Below are 16560 nucleotides of genomic sequence, written 5' to 3'. Positions count from 1 at the left end.
GGGTTCGTGGACGCCGTGGGCGGCGGCTGGCACGCGTTCGTGACGATGGTGCGGTGGCTCGCGATGGCAGTGGGGGCCACGGCTCCGTTCCTGGCCGTGGCCGCCGTCGTGCTGGTCCTGTGGCGGCTGCTGCGGCGCCGGGGCGGGAAGGCGGGGCCGGACGGCGGGTGAGCCGTCCCGGGGGCGCCACGGCCCCACTGGGAGCCGTGGCGCCGTAGCGTGGGCCTTCGGACGGGGCATCGAAGGGACTGGCATGACGGCGGAACGACTGGTGGTCATCGGCGGGGATGCGGCGGGCATGTCCGCCGCATCCCAGGCGCGTCGGCTCAAGGGTCCGGGCGAGCTGAGCATCACCGCCTTCGAGCGGGGCCACTTCACCTCGTACTCCGCCTGCGGCATCCCGTACTGGGTCGGCGGCGACATCGAGCGGCGGGAGGACCTGATCGCGCGCGGCCCCGAGGAGCACCGGGCCCGGGACATCGATCTGCGGATGCGCACCGAGGTGACGGAGATCGATGTCGCGGGGCAGCGGGTGCGCGCCCTGGACCGGGACTCCGGCGAGACCTCCTGGACCGGTTTCGACAAGCTGGTGATCGCGACGGGGGCCAGGCCGGTGCGCCCGGCGCTGCCCGGCATGGACGCGGACGGGGTGCACGGTGTGCAGACCCTGGACGACGGACAGGCGCTGCTGGACTCCCTGGACCGGGCGGCGGGCCGGCGCGCGGTCGTCGTCGGCGCGGGCTACATCGGCGTCGAGATGGCTGAGGCGATGCTGAAGCGCGGCTTCGAGGTGACCGTGCTCAACCGCGGCGAGCAGCCGATGGCGACGCTCGACCCCGATATGGGGCGTCTCGTGCACGACGCGATGGACGGTCTCGGCATCACCACGGTGAACCGGGCCGCGGTCACCGAGATCCGTACCGGGCCGGACGGCCGGGTGAGCGCCGTGGAGACGGCCGACGCGTCGTACCCGGCGGATGTGGTGGTGCTCGGCATCGGCGTCGAGCCGGAGACGGCGCTGGCCCGCGCGGTCGGTCTGCCGGTCGGTCCGCACGGCGGGCTGCTCACCGATCTGTCGATGCGGGTCGTCGGCCACGACAACATCTGGGCGGGCGGCGACTGCGTCGAGGTGCTCGACCTGGTGGCGGGCCGCACCCGTCACATCGCCCTGGGCACGCACGCCAACAAGCACGGCCAGATCATCGGGTCCAATGTCGCCGGCGGCTACGGGACGTTCCCCGGGGTGGTGGGCACGGCGGTGAGCAAGGTCTGCGATCTGGAGATCGCCCGCACCGGGCTGCGGGAGAAGGACGCCCTTGCGGTGGGCCTGCGGTTCGTCACGGCGACGATCGAGTCGACGGGCCGGGCGGGCTACTACCCGGGGGCGCGGCCGATGACGGTGAAGATGCTCGCGGAGTACCGCACCGGGCGGCTGCTGGGTGTGCAGATCGTGGGCCGGGACGGGGCGGCGAAGCGGGTGGACGTCGCGGCGGTGGCGCTCACCGCCGGGATGACGGTCGAGCAGATGACCGCCCTGGACCTCGGTTACGCCCCGCCGTTCTCACCGGTCTGGGACCCGGTGCTGGTGGCGGCCCGCAAGACGGTGACGGCACTGCGGAAGGCGGGCACCGCCTGAGCGGTGCCCGGCTCCCGGCCGGTCAGCGGGCGGTGCTCGTGTGCACGTACTCGACGAGGCGGGTCAGCGCGTCCGGGGCCATCGACGGCATCACGCCGTGGCCCAGGTTGAAGATGTGGCCCTCCAGACCGGCGGACGCGTCCAGCACCTCCTGGGTCTTGGCCTCCACCACCGAGGTCGGGGCGAACAGCACGGCGGGGTCGAGGTTGCCCTGGAGCGCCTTGCCGGGGCCGACGCGGCGCGCGGCCTCGTCCATCGGGACCCGCCAGTCGACGCCGACGACGTCCGCGCCGGCCTCGCCCATGAGGCCGAGGAGTTCGCCGGTGCCGACGCCGAAGTGGATGCGCGGCACTCCGTACGGGGCGACGGCGTCGAAGACCTTCGCGGAGGCGGGCAGCACCGAGCGGCGGTAGTCGGCGGGGGCCAGCGCGCCCACCCAGGAGTCGAAGAGCTGCACGGCGGAGGCGCCCGCCTCGATCTGAACCTTGAGGAAGGCGCCGGTGATCTCGGCGAGGCGGTCCAGGAGGTCGGCCCAGAGCTCCGGGTCGCCGTACATCAGGGCCTTGGTGTGCTCGTGGTTGCGGGACGGGCCGCCCTCCACGAGGTAGCTGGCGAGGGTGAACGGGGCGCCCGCGAAGCCGATCAGCGGGGTGGACCCCAGCTCGGCGGTGAGCAGGCCGATTGCCTCGGTGACGTACCAGACGTCCTCGGGGGTGAGGTCGCGCAGCCGGGCCAGGTCGGCGCGGGTGCGGATCGGCTCGGCGATCACCGGTCCGACGCCGGGCTTGATGTCGAGGTCGATGCCGATCGCCTTGAGGGGGACGACGATGTCGCTGTAGTAGACCGCGGCGTCGACCTTGTGGCGGCGGACGGGCTGCATCGTGATCTCGGCGACGAGCTCCGGCATCGTGCAGGAGTCGAGCATCGGAATGCCCTCGCGGACCTTCAGGTACTCGGGCAGCGAGCGCCCCGCCTGGCGCATGAACCAGACCGGCGTGTGCGGCACGGGCTCGCGCCGGCACGCCTTGAGGAACGCCGAGTCGTGGGTGGCGGAGGTCTTCGTCTGCTGGCCCGAAGGGCGATCGTTGGCACTCACGCACAGAATCTTCGCACGCACACGGAAGGAGCCCGACCCCGCACGGGTGTCCCTCCCTGCGCGAGACTCCGGTTCCGCCTACTCTTCCCCGCATGGCTCCGGCTCAGGGACACTTCTCCGATCAACCCGATGGCACTGACAGCGAGGACAGTGCGGAGGGTGGTTCCGTCCCGCCCGCGTTCCGTTCGGCGGTCGACGCGCTGCGCTCGGCGCGGCTCCGCCCCGAGCTGGAGGTGGAGCCCACGCGGCCGCCGAAGCGCCTGGCTCCGCACGCGTACGCACTGGAGGCGGCCGTCGTCGACGGCGAGGACGATCTCGCCGACGGCCGGCTCGTCCTGCTCCACGACCCGGCCGGGCACGAGGCCTGGCAGGGCACGTTCCGGCTGGTGACCCTCGTCCGCGCCGAGCTGGAGCCGGAGATGGCCTCTGATCCGCTGTTGCCGGAGGTGTGCTGGTCGTGGCTGACCGGGGCGCTGGAGGCGCGGGGCCTCGGTTACGGGGAGGCGGGCGGCACGGTCACCCGGGCGGGTTCGCACTACTTCGGCGCGCTGGGGGCGCGTCGTCCGGCGACCCAGATCGAGATCCGGGCGTCCTGGACGCCCCGCGAGGGGCGCGGCGGGGTGCCGGACACTGCGGCGCATCTGATGGCGTGGGGCGACCTGCTGTGCCAGATCGCCGGCCTGCCGCCCTCGGGCGCGGCCGACGCGGCGGTGGTGACGCTGCCACAGCGGCGCGGACCGCAGGTTTCTTAGGAGCGGGACCCCGCCCCCGCACTTCGTGACACTGCGTCACAAACCTCGCACAGGCACCGGCTCTCTTTTCGTACAATCGATCGCGTGTCCTATTTGCCCGAATTGTTACTCACCAAATCGTGATCTTCCTCTAAAGGAGCGGGCTTCCGGTGCCGAAGAGGTCAATGACCCTTCAAGCACGGTTCGCCCCGGCTTCATCCCCGAGCCGGCCCGTCCCGCCACTCCCCAGGAGGCCTGGTGTCCGTTCTCCTCGAGCAGCCCGCAAGCCTGGTCGCCTACCGCCCGAACAAGCCGACGGCCATGGTCGTCGTGGCCGACCCGCGCGTCCGTTCCACCGTCACCCGCCATCTGTGGGCACTCGGAGTACGTGACGTCATCGAGGCGTCGTCCATCGCGGAGGCCCGCCCCCGCGTCGGCAACCCGCGCGACATCTGCGTAGCCGACGTCCACCTGCCCGACGGTTCCGGGCTGACCCTGCTGTCCGAAACCCGAGCCGCCGGCTGGCCGAACGGCCTCGCCCTCTCCGCCGCCGATGACATCGGCGCTGTACGCAACGCCCTCGCGGGCGGCGTCAAGGGCTATGTCGTCACCGGCACCCGTACCAACATCGGCCACCCCACCCGTCCCGGCGTCGCGCCCATCGGCGCCAATGCCGCCCGTATGCACCGCCGTCCTCCCGGCACCCCGAGCCACCCGGGCGGCTACCGCGAACTGTCCGGCCGCGAGGTGGAGGTCCTCCGGCTCGTCGCCGAAGGGCAGTCCAACAAGGCCATCGGCGTCTCCATGGGGCTCTCCGCCCTGACCGTCAAGAGCCACCTCGCCCGAATCGCCCGCAAGCTCGGCACCGGAGACCGTGCAGGAATGGTCGCCGTGGCCCTGCGAACGGGCATCATCCACTGATTCCACACCCCCGCCGGTGTGCAGAAATGCGGATCCGGCTGGTTTACGTGCATCGGCGCCCGTCGACGGAACGTTCCGTCGACGGGCGCCGCACATACACAGATACCCTTGACACGTGACCGACGCCCAAGAGACCGCAGCAGACACTTCACTGCGAACCACCGGGGGCGCCCCCCCGGACGACGTCGCCCCGGCGCCGATCCCCTTGCTCGAACCTCGCGAGGGCATTCCACCGGTGGTGGCCTCCGACGACGCCCTGGCCAGGGTGATCGCGGCCTTCGCCGCGGGCTCCGGCCCGGTGGCCGTCGACGCCGAGCGCGCCTCCGGCTACCGCTACGGGCAGCGCGCCTATCTCGTACAGCTGCGCCGTGACGGCGCGGGCAGTGCGCTCATCGACCCGGTCGGCTGTCCCGACCTGTCCGGGCTGGGCGAGGCGCTGCACGGGGCCGAGTGGATCCTGCACGCGGCGACCCAGGACCTGCCCTGCCTGCGCGAGATAGGGATGACGCCGACCGGGCTCTTCGACACCGAGCTGGCCGGACGGCTGGCCGGCTTCCCGCGGGTCGGCCTCGGCGCGATGGTCGAGAGCGTGCTCGGTTACTCCCTGGAGAAGGGGCACTCCGCCGTCGACTGGTCCACCCGCCCGCTGCCCGACCCCTGGCTGCGCTACGCGGCGCTCGACGTCGAGCTGCTGATCGATCTGCGCAACGCCCTGGAGGAGGAGCTCGACCGGCAGGGCAAGCTGGAGTGGGCCCAGGAGGAGTTCGCCGCCATCGCCGCGGCACCGCCCGCTCCCCCGCGCCAGGACCCCTGGCGCCGCACCTCCGGGATGCACAAGGTCCGCCGCCGCCGCCAGATGGCGGTGGTCCGGGAGCTGTGGAACACCCGCGACCAGGTCGCCCGGCGCCGCGACATCTCGCCCGGCAAGGTGCTCGGCGACGCCGCGATCGTCGAGGCCGCGCTGGCGCTCCCGGCCAATGTCCAGGCGCTGACCGCGCTGCCCGGCTACGGCCACCGCATGGGCCGGCGGCAGCTGGAGCAGTGGCAGGCCGCCGTCGACCGGGCGAAGGAACTGCCCGACACGGAGCTCCCGCAGCCCGGCCAGCCGCTGACGGGCCCGCCGCCCCCGCGCGCCTGGGCGGACAAGGACCCGGTCGCGGCAGCACGCTTGTCGGCCGCACGTGCCGCGGTGTCCGAGCTCGCGGAGCGGCTGCACATGCCCCAGGAGAACCTGATCACGCCGGACACGGTGCGCCGGGTGTGCTGGGAACCGCCGAAGGATCCGACGCCGGACGCGGTCGGATACGCACTCGCCGGATACGGCGCACGGCACTGGCAGATCGAACAGGTGACCCCTCTGTTGGTCGATGCACTGATTCCGGAGGCCTGAGAGGGCATCGGACAGGGGCGTATTCACGCCAGGTTGAGCGGCCTGCGGCCGCTCACTCCGCGTTTCATGGCCCGGACGGGCCGATTTCAAGGCCGTCCGGGCCATTTCGCGTATGTGACCTTCGCCGCTCCCGTCGCAAGGACTGGGCAGTCTGGTTACCCGCAAGTAGCATGAGGGTGGCGGCGCGCTTCCGGGCGTGCCCCGCAGCAGTGCCATCCCGCACCCTGGAGGAGAGCCACCGTGCCTCGTACCATCCGGGACGTCGTCTTCGTCGACGGCGTCCGCACCCCGTTCGGCAAAGCGGGCCCGAAGGGCATCTACCACGAGACCCGCGCCGACGATCTCGTCGTGAAGGCCATCCGGGAGCTGCTGCGCCGCAACCCGGACCTGGACCCCGCACTGATCGACGAGGTCGCCATCGCCGCGACCACCCAGATCGGCGACCAGGGCCTCACGCTCGGCCGCACCGCCGGAATCCTGGCCGGTCTGCCGCAGTCCGTCCCCGGCTACTCCATCGACCGCATGTGTGCGGGCGCCCTGACCGCCGTCACCTCGACGGCCGGCTCCATCGCCTTCGGCGCGTACGACGTCGTCGTCGCCGGTGGCGTCGAGCACATGGGCCGGCACCCGATGGGCGAGGGCGTGGACCCGAACCCGCGCTTCGTGTCGGAGAAGCTGGTCGACGAGTCCGCCCTGTTCATGGGCATGACCGCGGAGAACCTGCACGACCGGTACCCCACGATCACCAAGCAGCGCGCCGACGAGTACGCGGTGCGTTCGCAGGAGAAGGCCGCCAAGGCGTACGCCAACGGCAGCATCCAGCAGGACCTGGTGCCGGTCTCCGTGCGCCGCACCAACCCCGAGGCCGGTGAGACGGGCTGGGGCCTGGTCACCGCCGACGAGCCGATGCGTCCGGGCACCACGATGGAGTCCCTGGCCGGTCTGAAGACCCCGTTCCGCGCCCACGGCCGCGTGACGGCCGGTAACGCCGCGGGGCTCAACGACGGCGCCACCGCCTCACTGCTCGCCGCCGAGGACGTCGCCCGCGAGCTGGGCCTCCCGGTCAGGATGCGCCTCGTCTCCTACGCCTTCGCCGGCGTCGAGCCGGAGGTCATGGGCTACGGCCCGATCCCGGCGACGGAGAAGGCCCTCGCCAAGGCGGGCCTGTCCATCTCGGACATCGGTCTCTTCGAGATCAACGAGGCGTTCGCCGTGCAGGTGCTCGCCTTCCTGGAGCACTACGGCATCGCCGACGACGACGCGCGCGTCAACCAGTACGGCGGCGCGATCGCCTACGGCCACCCGCTGGCCTCCTCCGGCGTCCGGCTGATGACTCAGCTGGCCCGCCAGTTCGAGGAGCAGCCCGAGGTCCGCTACGGCCTGACCACCATGTGCGTCGGCTTCGGCATGGGCGCCACCGTCGTCTGGGAGAACCCGCACTTCGACGCAGACGGAGGCAGCAAGTGAGCTCCACCACCGAGCTTCTGAAGGGTGCGGCCGAGCTGTTCCCCGGCGAGGTCGTCACGCAGGCGCACGTACGCCACCTCGACCTGCCGGGAGGCGCGGGCAACTTCGCCCTCATCACCCTGGACAACGGCCTGGACCACACCAAGCCGACCACCTTCGGACCCCAGTCGCTGGCGAATCTCGACGCCGCGATCGACCAGGTCGAGAAGGAGGCCGCCGAGGGCACGATCACCGGCATCGGCATCACCGGCAAGCCGTTCATCTTCGCGGTCGGCGCCGACCTCAAGGGCGTCGAGCTGCTCAAGGAGCACAGCGACGCGCTGGCCATCGGCAAGGGCGGCCACGACGTCTTCCGCCGGCTGTCCGCTCTCGCGGTCCCGACGTTCGCGTACTACAACGGCGCGGCGATGGGCGGCGGTGTCGAGGTCGGTCTGCACTGCTCGTACCGCACCGTCTCCAAGGCGCTGCCCGCGTTCTCGCTGCCCGAGGTCTTCCTCGGCCTGGTCCCCGGCTGGGGCGGCTGCGCGCTGCTTCCCAACCTGATCGGCGCCGACCGCGCGGTCACGGTGATCATCGAGAACTCGCTCAACCAGAACCGCCAGCTCAAGGGCAAGCAGGTCTTCGAGCTCGGGATCGCCGACGCGCTGTTCGAGGGCGCCGACTTCCTGGAGCAGTCGCTGATCTGGACCGCGTCCGTGCTGGGCGGCACGATCGCGGTGGAGCGCCCCGCGATCGACCGCGGAGACGCCTGGGACCAGGCCGTCGCGCGCGGCAAGGCCATCGCGGACTCCAAGGTGCACGGCGCCGCCCCGGCCGCGTACCGCGCGCTGGACATCATCGCCGCGGCCAAGGACGGCGACCTGGGCGCCGGCTTCGACGCCGAGGACCGGGCCCTCGCGGACCTGATCATGGGCGGCGAACTGCGCTCGGGCATCTACTCGTTCAACCTGGTCCAGAAGCGCGCCAAGCGCCCGGCCGGTGCCCCGGACAAGGCCCTGGCCCGGCCGGTGACCAAGGTCGGCGTGGTGGGCGCGGGCCTGATGGCCTCGCAGCTCGCCCTGCTGTTCCTGCGCCGCCTGGAGGTGCCGGTCGTGCTGACCGACATCGACCAGGCACGCGTCGACAAGGGTGTGGGCTACGTCCACGGCGAGATCGAGAAGCTGCTCGGCAAGGGCCGCATCAACCAGGACAAGGCCAACCGTCTGAAGGCCCTGGTCTCCGGTGTGCTGGACAAGGCGGAGGGCTTCTTTGACGCCGACTTCATCATCGAGGCCGTCTTCGAGGAGATCGGCGTCAAGCAGCAGGTGTTCGCGGAGGTCGAGGCGGTCGCCCCGGCGCACGCGATCCTCGCCACCAACACCTCGTCCCTCTCGGTCACCGAGATGGCGTCGAAGCTGAAGAACCCCGAGCGGGTCGTCGGCTTCCACTTCTTCAACCCGGTCGCGATCCTTCCGCTCCTGGAGATCGTCCGCGGCGAGCAGACCGACGACGCCTCACTGGCCACGGCCTTCGGGGTCGCCCGCAAGCTGAAGAAGACCGCGGTCCTGGTGAAGGACGCCCCAGCGTTCGTCGTCAACCGCATCCTCACCCGCTTCATGGGCGAGATCCAGAACGTCATCGACGAGGGCACCCCGGTCGAGGTCGCGGAGAAGGCCATCGAGCCGCTCGGCCTGCCGATGTCCCCGCTGGTGCTCCTGGAACTGGTCGGCCCCGCGATCGGCCTGCACGTCTCCGAGACCCTGAACCGCGCCTTCCCGGAGCGCTTCACCGTCTCCGAGAACCTGGCCGCGGTCGTCAAGGCCGGCAAGCGCGGCTTCTACGTGTACGGCTCCGGCAAGCCGGAGCTGGACCCGGAGGTCGCCGCACTCCTGAAGCAGGGCGACTCCGTCCTGTCCGAGGAGCAGGTCCGTGACCGTGTCCTGGACGCGGTGGCGCAGGAGATCGGCCTGATGCTGGACGAGGGCGTCGTCGCCGAGGCCCAGGACATCGACCTCTGCCTGATCACCGGCGCGGGCTGGCCCTTCCACCTGGGCGGCATCACGCCGTACCTGGACCGCGAGGGCGTCTCCGAGCGGGTCAACGGGAAGAAGTTCCTGGCGCAGGGCGTGGCGAGCGTTCCGGCGTAACATCCTTCACCGCTGCGCGGAAGGGCCGCACCGGATGGTTCCGGTGCGGCCCTTCCGCGTGTTCGCGGGGCGCTCAGCGGCCTCGCCGCGTGACGACCACGACGGCGAACGGCTCAGAGCACACGCCACTCGTCGAGGCTCAGCCCCGGGCCGTCCGTCTGGCGCGCCACGCGCGGGGTCCCGTCCTCGCCGACGACCGCCATCACCACCCGGCCCAGGGCGTCATGCGTCAGGACCGGGGTGTTCACGCAGGGCGCGCCGGTGTCCGACCACCACACGCCATTGGCCTCGTTCTCGGTCATGCCGACGCCGACGGCCGCCGCGCCGTTCGCCCCTCGGTGAGCGAGCACCGTGCAGTCGAAGCTGTCCAGGACCGTGCGGATCGCGGCGTGCGCGCCAGTGCCCGGAACGCCGCCGAGGGACATGGGCCCGACACCGGCGCGGTAGGCGACGACACCGCTCTCGGGGTCCGTCCAGTAGTACGTGGCGCGGCCGGCCGACGTCTCCAGCACGGCCAGGGAACCCGGCCTCACCACGGCCGGTGAGCGCCGGACGTCGCCCCACCCTCCACCGGGCTTCTCCTGCTCCCAGTGCAGTGTCTCCTTGTTCGTCACCGCGAAGATCTCGATGCAGCCGGTGCTGAGCACCGCCACGGCGGGGACCTCCTTGATGCGCGTACAGCGCAGGTCCTCCCAGCCGCGCCACTTGCCGTCCTTGCGCTCGCGCCGCACCATCATGCCGCCGCGCCCGTTGCGGACGGCGATGTTCACCTCACCCGCCCCGTTCACCACCACGACCGGCGCACCGAACCTGCTGCCCACGTCGGGTTCCTTGTGCGGGTTGCCCAGCGAGTTCCAGGCCGAGACCGGACGCCCCGTCTGGTACTGGATCGCGTGCACGATGTCGACGGTGACGCCGTCCCCGTCGGCGGCGGGCCGTTCACGCCGTCCGGCGAAATGAACGTAGGCCTCGGCGTTCTGCGCCACGGACAGATGCGTCAGCTCCGGGAGCGGCACCACATCGGAGGCATCCCATTCCGGACCACCGGGGCGCTTCTCCGTCCAGCGACGGAGACCGCCCTCGCCGGGAGCGTAAGCGGTGATCCGGCCGTCCTTGCCCCGGGTGAGCCAGATACCGCGTAGCGCCTGCGCCTCAGGGGCAACCTTCGAGGTCGCGCGGGCATCCTGTCCGAGCATGAGTCTGCGATTACCTTTCAAGAACTGACGTCCGTCAAATCGCTCAGCATTTCGAATCCGTTACATCCTAAGCCCCGGCAGGAACGTGTATTCCGGGGCTCACCAGCGTACGATTCGCCGCCGATCCGCCCCTGCCACGCGCTCACACCGGCACGGCCACGTCACAGTCCGCCGTACGTACACCTACTCGACTGTCTATAGTGCTCAGTCCCAGGAAATCGCGGACCGGCCTCATCCCCCCCACCCGAATCCCACCCCATCACCTGCGCCTCGACCAGGCCATAAGTTGTGAGGACTCACCCAGGATGAGCCAAGACGCCTTCGCCCCTGACCACCAGGGCTCCCCGGAGCACACCCGCCACGGACGCAAGCGCGTACGAACGCGGGGCCAGCGAATACGGCGGGCCGTCCTGCTGTCGGTCCTGGTACTCGTCATCGCCGCGGGCGGAACGGCGTACTGGCTCTACAGCCGGCTCGACGGGAACATCAAGGGCGTCGACATCAACAAGGCACTCGGTGACGACCGCCCCGAGAAGCTCCCCACCAGTGGACAGAACCTGCTGGTTCTCGGCTCCGACTCGCGCGCCGGGGCAGAGAACAAGGCACTGGGCGGCGGGGGCGGCGTCAGCGGGGCGCGCTCCGACACCGCGATGGTGGTGCACGTCCCCGAGGGCCGCAGCAGAGCCGTCGCCGTGTCCATCCCCCGCGACACCCTGGTGACCCGGCCCGAGTGCACCAAGGCCGACGGCTCCACCGTGGACTCCGCGAACCGCGTGATGTTCAACTCCGTCTACTCCCAGGTCGGTCCGGCCTGCGTGGTCAAGACCGTGGAGAAGATGTCCGGGGTCCGCATCGACCACTATCTGGAGATCAACTTCGCCGGGTTCAAGGACCTCGTCGACGCCATCGGCGGCGTCACCGTCGATGTCCCCCAGGATATCCACGACAAGTCCTCCGGACTCGACCTCACCGCCGGGCCCCACAAGCTCAACGGCACCGAGTCCCTCTCCTACGTCCGCACCCGCCACGGCATCGGCGACGGCAGCGACCTCGGCCGCATCGGGCTCCAGCAGCAGTTCCTCCTGGCCCTGCTCAGCGAGGTCAAGTCGCAGAACCTGCTGGGCAGTCCGGCCAACGCCTACAAGATCGCGAACTCCGCCACCAAGTCCCTCACCACCGACGAGGGACTCGCCTCCCTCAAGTCGCTGACGCAGTTCGCCCGTTCGATGAACGGCGTGGACCCGGGCTCGATGGAGACCATCATGCTTCCGGTGGCGTACGACAAGATCGACCCCAACCGCGTGGTGGCCGCCCAGCCGCAGGCCAAGACGCTCTGGAAGGCGATCCGCGAGGACGCCGCCATCCCGGAGTCCGCCAAGAAGTCGCCCGCGACCGGCGGCTGACACAACCGCACCGGTGCCGCCTTCGGGGACCGGGACCGCTGAGAGGGGCCGGGGGAACGGGGCGGAGTTCGCGCTCCATCCCGTACCCGGCTCGGCCGGCAGCAGGGCCGGATCCCCCGGCTCACCTCCTGCAGCAGAGCGGCGTCCCCCACCCCTTGTCCCGGCTCCATCCGGCCCACAGCATGGGCAGGCCCGCACGAGGCCGCCGAGCAGGCCGGGCATACGCGGGACCCGGTGCGCGGGTCCGCGGGCGGTGCGGCCGGTCTCACTCGGTGGTGTGGTGCACCCGGCTGTGCTTGCGGCCGTAGGCGAAGTAGATGACCACGCCGATGACCATCCAGATGCCGAACCGCAGCCATGTCTCGGCCGGCAGATTGAGCATCAGCCAGACCGACGCGGCCACCGAGGCGATCGGGAGCAGCGGGACCCACGGGGTACGGAAGGCGCGGTGCAGCCCGGGGCGGGTGCGGCGCAGGACGATGACGCCCAGGGCGACGACCACGAAGGCGAAGAGCGTGCCGATGTTCACCAGCGTCGCGAGCTCGTTGATGCTGGTGAATCCAGCGACGATCGCGATGATCACGCCGAGCAGGATCGTCGGGCGGTACGGGGTGCGGAAGCGCGGGTGCGTCCTCGAGAAGAACCGCGGGAGCAGCCCGTCCCGGCTCATCGCGAAGAACACCCGGGTCTGGCCGAGCAGCAGGATCATGCAGACCACGGTGAGGCCGATGGCGGCGCCGAAGCTGATGATCCCGGCGTAGACGGGGTGCCCGACGGCCTTGAAGGCGTCGGCGAGCGGGGCGTCCACCGAGAGCTCGGAGTAGTGCTCCATTCCCGTGACCACGATCGATACGGCGACGTAGAGCGTGGTGCAGATGAGGAGCGAGGCCATGATGCCGCGCGGCATGTCGCGCTGCGGGACCTTGGTCTCCTCGGCGGCCGTGGCCACCACGTCGAAGCCGATGAAGGCGAAGAAGACGACCGAGGCGGCGGTGAAGATGCCCATGACGCCGAAGTTGGTGGGTGCGTACCCGAAGATCAGCTGGACGAGCGGGGCTTGTAGGCCCGATCCGGCGGACTGCGGCTGGGCCTCGGGGATGAAGGGCGAGTAGTTCGCGGTGTCGATGAAGAAGAGACCCGCGATGATCACGATCAGCACCACGGCCACCTTGATGGCCACCACCACCGTCGTGACCTGGGCGGAGAGCTTCATGCCGAGCACCAGGACGACGGTCAGCACCAGGACCAGGGCGAAGGCGAGGATGTCGAAGCCGAATCCGGCCGTCGCATCGGTTCCGGAGAGCGCGTCCGGCATGGACCAGCCGATGTTGTCCAGCAGTGAGCGGACGTAGCCGGACCAGCCGACCGCCACCACCGCCGTGCCCAGTGCGAACTCCAGCACCAGGTCCCAGCCGATGATCCAGGCGACCAGTTCGCCGAGCGAGGCGTACGAGAAGGTGTAGGCGGAGCCGGCCACCGGGACGGTGGAGGCGAACTCCGCGTAGCAGAGCGCGGCCAGGGCGCAGACGACGCCCGCGACCACGAACGCGATGGCGGTGGCGGGTCCCGCGGTCTCCTTGGCCACCTTGCCGGTGAGGACGAAGATTCCGGTGCCGATGATGACACCCACCCCGAAGACCGTGAGGTCCAGGGCGGAGAGGGACTTCTTGAGAGCGTGCTCCGGCTCCTCGGTGTCGCGGATGGACTGTTCGATCGTCTTGGTCCGGAACAGCCCGTCCCGGCTGGGGGGCAGGTCCTGCTGCGTGCTCACCGGCGTACCTCCACGCACTCGTCGTGCATGCCATGATTCGGACCGGGTTGCCCGCAGCACGCCCCGCAGGGCGCGACTTCACGCGAATGGGCCGGTCGGACCACCCGTACAGGGTGGGCGACCGGCCCAATCGTGGTGCGTCGTGGCGGATCAGTCCCGGACGGGCTCCGCCACGGAGCGGCTCTCCGCGTCCGTCTCGTAGCGGCCGTCGAACTTGGCGACCAGGCCGGTGACCTGCCGGGCGATGTCCGGTGCGGTCAGCCCGATCTCGGCCATGACCTCCTTGCGGGAGGCGTGGTCGAGGAAGACCGGCGGAATGCCGAAGTCGCGCAGCGGTACGTCGACGTCGGCGTCGCGCAGCGCCTGGGCGACGGCGGAGCCGACGCCACCGGCCCTGCTGTTGTCCTCGACGGTGACGACGACGCGGTGCCGCGCGGCGAGCGGGGCCATGGCCTCGTCCACGGGCTTGACCCAGCGCGGGTCGACGACCGTGGTCGAGATGCCCTGGGCGTCGAGCAGGTCCGCGATGTCCAGGCACATCGGGGCGAGCGCGCCGATGGAGACGAGCAGGACGTCGGGCCGGGACGTGCCGGGCTCACGGAGCACGTCCATGCCGCCGACCGTGCCGACGGCCTTGACCGACGGGCCGACCGCGCCCTTGGAGAAGCGGACGACCGTCGGGGCGTCGTCGACCGCGACGGCCTCGCGCAGCTGAGCGCGGACCTGGTCGGCGTCGCGCGGGGCGGCGATCCGCAGCGTCGGCACGCACTGCAGGATCGACATGTCCCACATGCCGTTGTGCGAGGCGCCGTCCGTGCCGGTGACCCCGGCCCGGTCCAGTACGAAGGTCACGCCGCACTTGTGCAGGGCGACGTCCATCAGGACCTGGTCGAAGGCGCGGTTGAGGAAGGTGGCGTACACCGCGAAGACGGGGTGCAGCCCGCCGGTGGCGAGGCCCGCCGCGGAGACCGCGCCGTGCTGCTCGGCGATGCCGACGTCGTAGATCCGGTCCGGGAAGGCCTTCTCGAACTTGGTCAGGCCGACCGGCTGGAGCATGGCCGCGGTGATCGCGACGATGTCCTCGCGCTCCTTGCCGAGCTTGACCATCTCCTCGCCGAAGACGGAGGTCCAGTCGAGGCCGGAGGTGGCGACGGGCAGGCCGGTGTCGGGGTGGATCTTGCCGACGGCGTGGAATCGGTCGGCCTCGTCCAGCAGCGCCGGGGTGTAGCCGCGGCCCTTCTCGGTGAGGCAGTGGACGATGACCGGGCCGCCGAAGCGCTTGGCGCGCTGGAGCGCCGACTCCAGTGCCTCCAGGTCGTGTCCGTCGATCGGTCCGACGTACTTCAGGCCGAGGTCCTCGAACATGCCCTGCGGCGCGATGAAGTCCTTGAGGCCCTTCTTGGCACCGTGCAGCGTCTCGTACAGCGGCTTCCCCACGACGGGAGTGCGCTCCAGGAGGTCCTTGCCGCGGGCCAGGAAGCGTTCGTAGCCGTCGGTGGTGCGGAGCGTGGCGAGGTGGTTGGCGAGGCCGCCGATCGTCGGCGCGTAGGAGCGCTCGTTGTCGTTGACGACGATGACGAGCGGGCGGTCCTTGGCGGCGGCGATGTTGTTCAGCGCCTCCCAGGCCATGCCGCCGGTGAGCGCTCCGTCACCGATGACCGCGACGACGTGGTCGGGGCGGCCCAGCACCTCGTTGGCCTTGGCGAGGCCGTCGGCCCAGCCGAGCACCGTGGAGGCGTGCGAGTTCTCGATGACGTCGTGCTCGGACTCGGCACGCGAGGGGTAGCCGGACAGGCCGCCCTTGCTCTTGAGCTTCGTGAAGTCCTGGCGGCCGGTGAGGAGCTTGTGCACATAGCTCTGATGGCCGGTGTCGAAGAGGACCTTGTCCTTCGGCGAGTCGAAGACCCGGTGCAGCGCGATGGTCAGTTCGACCACGCCCAGGTTGGGTCCGAGGTGTCCGCCGGTCTTGGAGACGGCGTCGACGAGGAAGGTCCGGATCTCTTCGGCGAGCTGCTCCAGCTGCTCGGGGGTGAGCCGGTCCAGGTCACGCGGTCCACCGATGCGGGTCAGCAGATCCCATCCGTCGCCCACCACCGCCCGTGCATGACGCGCTTCGCGCGGCTGTGTCACCGTGCCTCCTTGCGATTGTGCTGGTCGAGCATGCCGATCCGATGAGTCTAACGGCCTGCCCCGCGACCGGAAGCGGGCGCCCGGCCAGGGTGTGCTGTCCCACACCGCACCGGTACGCGACCGTGCCCGGCGCCCTGTGGAGAGGGGCGCCGGGCACGGTACGGCGTCGCGGTGTCAGCACCGGTCGGGCCCTAGGCGCGGCCTGCGGTCTTCTGCGTGCGGCGGGAGACCGAGTCGATGACCACGGCGGCGAGGAGAACCGCGCCGGTGATCATGTACTGCACGGCGTTGGCCATGCCGATCATGTTCAGGCCCTGCTGGATCGACTGGATGACGATCATGCCGAGGAGCGCGGACCAGACCTTGCCCCGGCCACCGAAGAGGCTGGTGCCGCCGATGACCGCGGCCGCGATGACCAGCATCAGGGTGTTGCCGCCGCCGACGCTCTTGGTGGCGCCGCCGGAGAGGCTGGCGATGAAGAGCCCGCCGAAGGCGCCCAGCGTGCCGGAGAGCGCGAAGACGATGATCCGGATCCGGTCCACGCTGATACCGGCGCGGCGCGCGGCCTCGGGGTTGCCGCCGACCGCGAAGACCTGGCGGCCGAAGGCCGTACGGCGGGCCACGAAGTCCGCGATCACGAGGACGGCGAGGAAGAGCACCAGGGCCAGCGGCAGCCCGCGGGCGCCCGCGGGC

General features: G+C 70.8%; 13 protein-coding genes. 8 read left to right on the top strand and 5 right to left on the bottom strand.

From position 1 onward, the window contains the following. Nucleotides 1-6: 6 nt before the first annotated feature. Nucleotides 7-171, top strand: coding sequence for a DUF4349 domain-containing protein (locus J1C73_RS34445; RefSeq protein ID WP_372446641.1), 165 nt, complete (start codon nucleotides 7-9; stop codon nucleotides 169-171). An 82-nt stretch (nucleotides 172-253) separates the two neighbouring features. Next, entirely contained in the window at nucleotides 254-1636 is a 1383-nt protein-coding gene (locus J1C73_RS03000) for an FAD-dependent oxidoreductase (RefSeq protein ID WP_207314955.1), read from the top strand. A 22-nt stretch (nucleotides 1637-1658) separates the two neighbouring features. On the opposite strand, the gene hemE is transcribed toward J1C73_RS03000, so the two are convergent. After that, the gene (gene hemE / locus J1C73_RS02995) at nucleotides 1659-2732 is read right to left on the bottom strand and encodes a uroporphyrinogen decarboxylase (RefSeq protein WP_207314954.1); all 1074 of its coding nucleotides are present in this window, start codon (nucleotides 2730-2732) and stop codon (nucleotides 1659-1661) included. 92 nt (nucleotides 2733-2824) lie between these two features. Between hemE and J1C73_RS02990 the strand changes: the two genes are divergently transcribed. The 5 genes from J1C73_RS02990 to J1C73_RS02970 all read left to right on the top strand — a co-directional run bounded on the left by J1C73_RS02990 (nucleotide 2825) and on the right by J1C73_RS02970 (nucleotide 9367). After that, nucleotides 2825-3484, top strand: coding sequence for a DUF3000 domain-containing protein (locus tag J1C73_RS02990; RefSeq protein ID WP_207314953.1), 660 nt, complete (start codon nucleotides 2825-2827; stop codon nucleotides 3482-3484). Between the two features lie 237 nt (nucleotides 3485-3721). Then, nucleotides 3722-4384, top strand: coding sequence for a helix-turn-helix transcriptional regulator (locus J1C73_RS02985; protein ID WP_024488613.1), 663 nt, complete (start codon nucleotides 3722-3724; stop codon nucleotides 4382-4384). 115 nt (nucleotides 4385-4499) lie between these two features. Next, a complete protein-coding gene (locus J1C73_RS02980; RefSeq protein WP_207314952.1) occupies nucleotides 4500-5774 on the top strand; it encodes an HRDC domain-containing protein in 1275 nt (424 codons plus the stop codon). A 240-nt stretch (nucleotides 5775-6014) separates the two neighbouring features. Further along, nucleotides 6015-7241 carry a thiolase family protein gene (locus tag J1C73_RS02975; protein WP_123463197.1) on the top strand — a complete coding sequence of 409 codons (1227 nt, stop codon included), beginning with the start codon at nucleotides 6015-6017 and terminating at the stop codon, nucleotides 7239-7241. Further along, on the top strand, nucleotides 7238-9367 hold the full coding sequence (locus J1C73_RS02970; RefSeq protein WP_207314951.1) for a 3-hydroxyacyl-CoA dehydrogenase NAD-binding domain-containing protein: 2130 nt from the start codon (nucleotides 7238-7240) through the stop codon (nucleotides 9365-9367). Before J1C73_RS02975 ends, J1C73_RS02970 begins: the two co-directional genes overlap by 4 nt. Before the next feature lie 113 nt (nucleotides 9368-9480). On the opposite strand, the gene J1C73_RS02965 is transcribed toward J1C73_RS02970, so the two are convergent. Beyond that, on the bottom strand, nucleotides 9481-10563 hold the full coding sequence (locus J1C73_RS02965) for a PLL family lectin (protein ID WP_242643626.1): 1083 nt from the start codon (nucleotides 10561-10563) through the stop codon (nucleotides 9481-9483). 305 nt (nucleotides 10564-10868) lie between these two features. Here J1C73_RS02965 and J1C73_RS02960 point away from each other — a divergent pair, with 305 nt between their 5' ends. After that, nucleotides 10869-11966 (top strand): LCP family protein, encoded by a 1098-nt coding sequence (locus J1C73_RS02960; RefSeq protein WP_207314949.1) that lies wholly within the window; start codon nucleotides 10869-10871, stop codon nucleotides 11964-11966. Between the two features lie 265 nt (nucleotides 11967-12231). Here J1C73_RS02960 and J1C73_RS02955 read toward each other — a convergent pair whose 3' ends face one another. From J1C73_RS02955 to J1C73_RS02945, 3 genes are all read right to left on the bottom strand, one after another. Next, nucleotides 12232-13737, bottom strand: a complete 1506-nt coding sequence (locus J1C73_RS02955; RefSeq protein WP_207314948.1) for an amino acid permease — start codon at nucleotides 13735-13737, stop codon at nucleotides 12232-12234. Nucleotides 13738-13887: 150 nt separating this feature from the next. Further along, nucleotides 13888-15810: a 1-deoxy-D-xylulose-5-phosphate synthase gene (gene dxs / locus J1C73_RS02950; RefSeq protein ID WP_207314956.1), complete on the bottom strand. Its 1923-nt coding sequence runs from the start codon at nucleotides 15808-15810 to the stop codon at nucleotides 13888-13890. 248 nt (nucleotides 15811-16058) lie between these two features. Further along, nucleotides 16059-16560: ABC transporter permease subunit (locus tag J1C73_RS02945; protein ID WP_207314947.1), on the bottom strand; the 502-nt coding region annotated here is incomplete at its 5' end.

The organism is Streptomyces laculatispora, assembly GCF_017353455.1.
Lineage (GTDB): Bacteria > Actinomycetota > Actinomycetes > Streptomycetales > Streptomycetaceae > Streptomyces > Streptomyces laculatispora.
Note: the sequence above shows the minus strand (reverse complement) of the source record. Positions and strands in the feature narration are given on the sequence as shown.

What these genes read in the sequence shown, in the direction of transcription:
- J1C73_RS03000 (WP_207314955.1), top strand. Translation starts at nt 254, where the DNA reads ATGACGGCGGAACGACTGGTGGTCATCGGCGGGGATGCGGCGGGCATG.
- J1C73_RS02990 (WP_207314953.1), top strand. Translation starts at nt 2,825, where the DNA reads ATGGCTCCGGCTCAGGGACACTTCTCCGATCAACCCGATGGCACTGAC.
- J1C73_RS02965 (WP_242643626.1), bottom strand. Translation starts at nt 10,563, where the DNA reads ATGCTCGGACAGGATGCCCGCGCGACCTCGAAGGTTGCCCCTGAGGCG.
- J1C73_RS02960 (WP_207314949.1), top strand. Translation starts at nt 10,869, where the DNA reads ATGAGCCAAGACGCCTTCGCCCCTGACCACCAGGGCTCCCCGGAGCAC.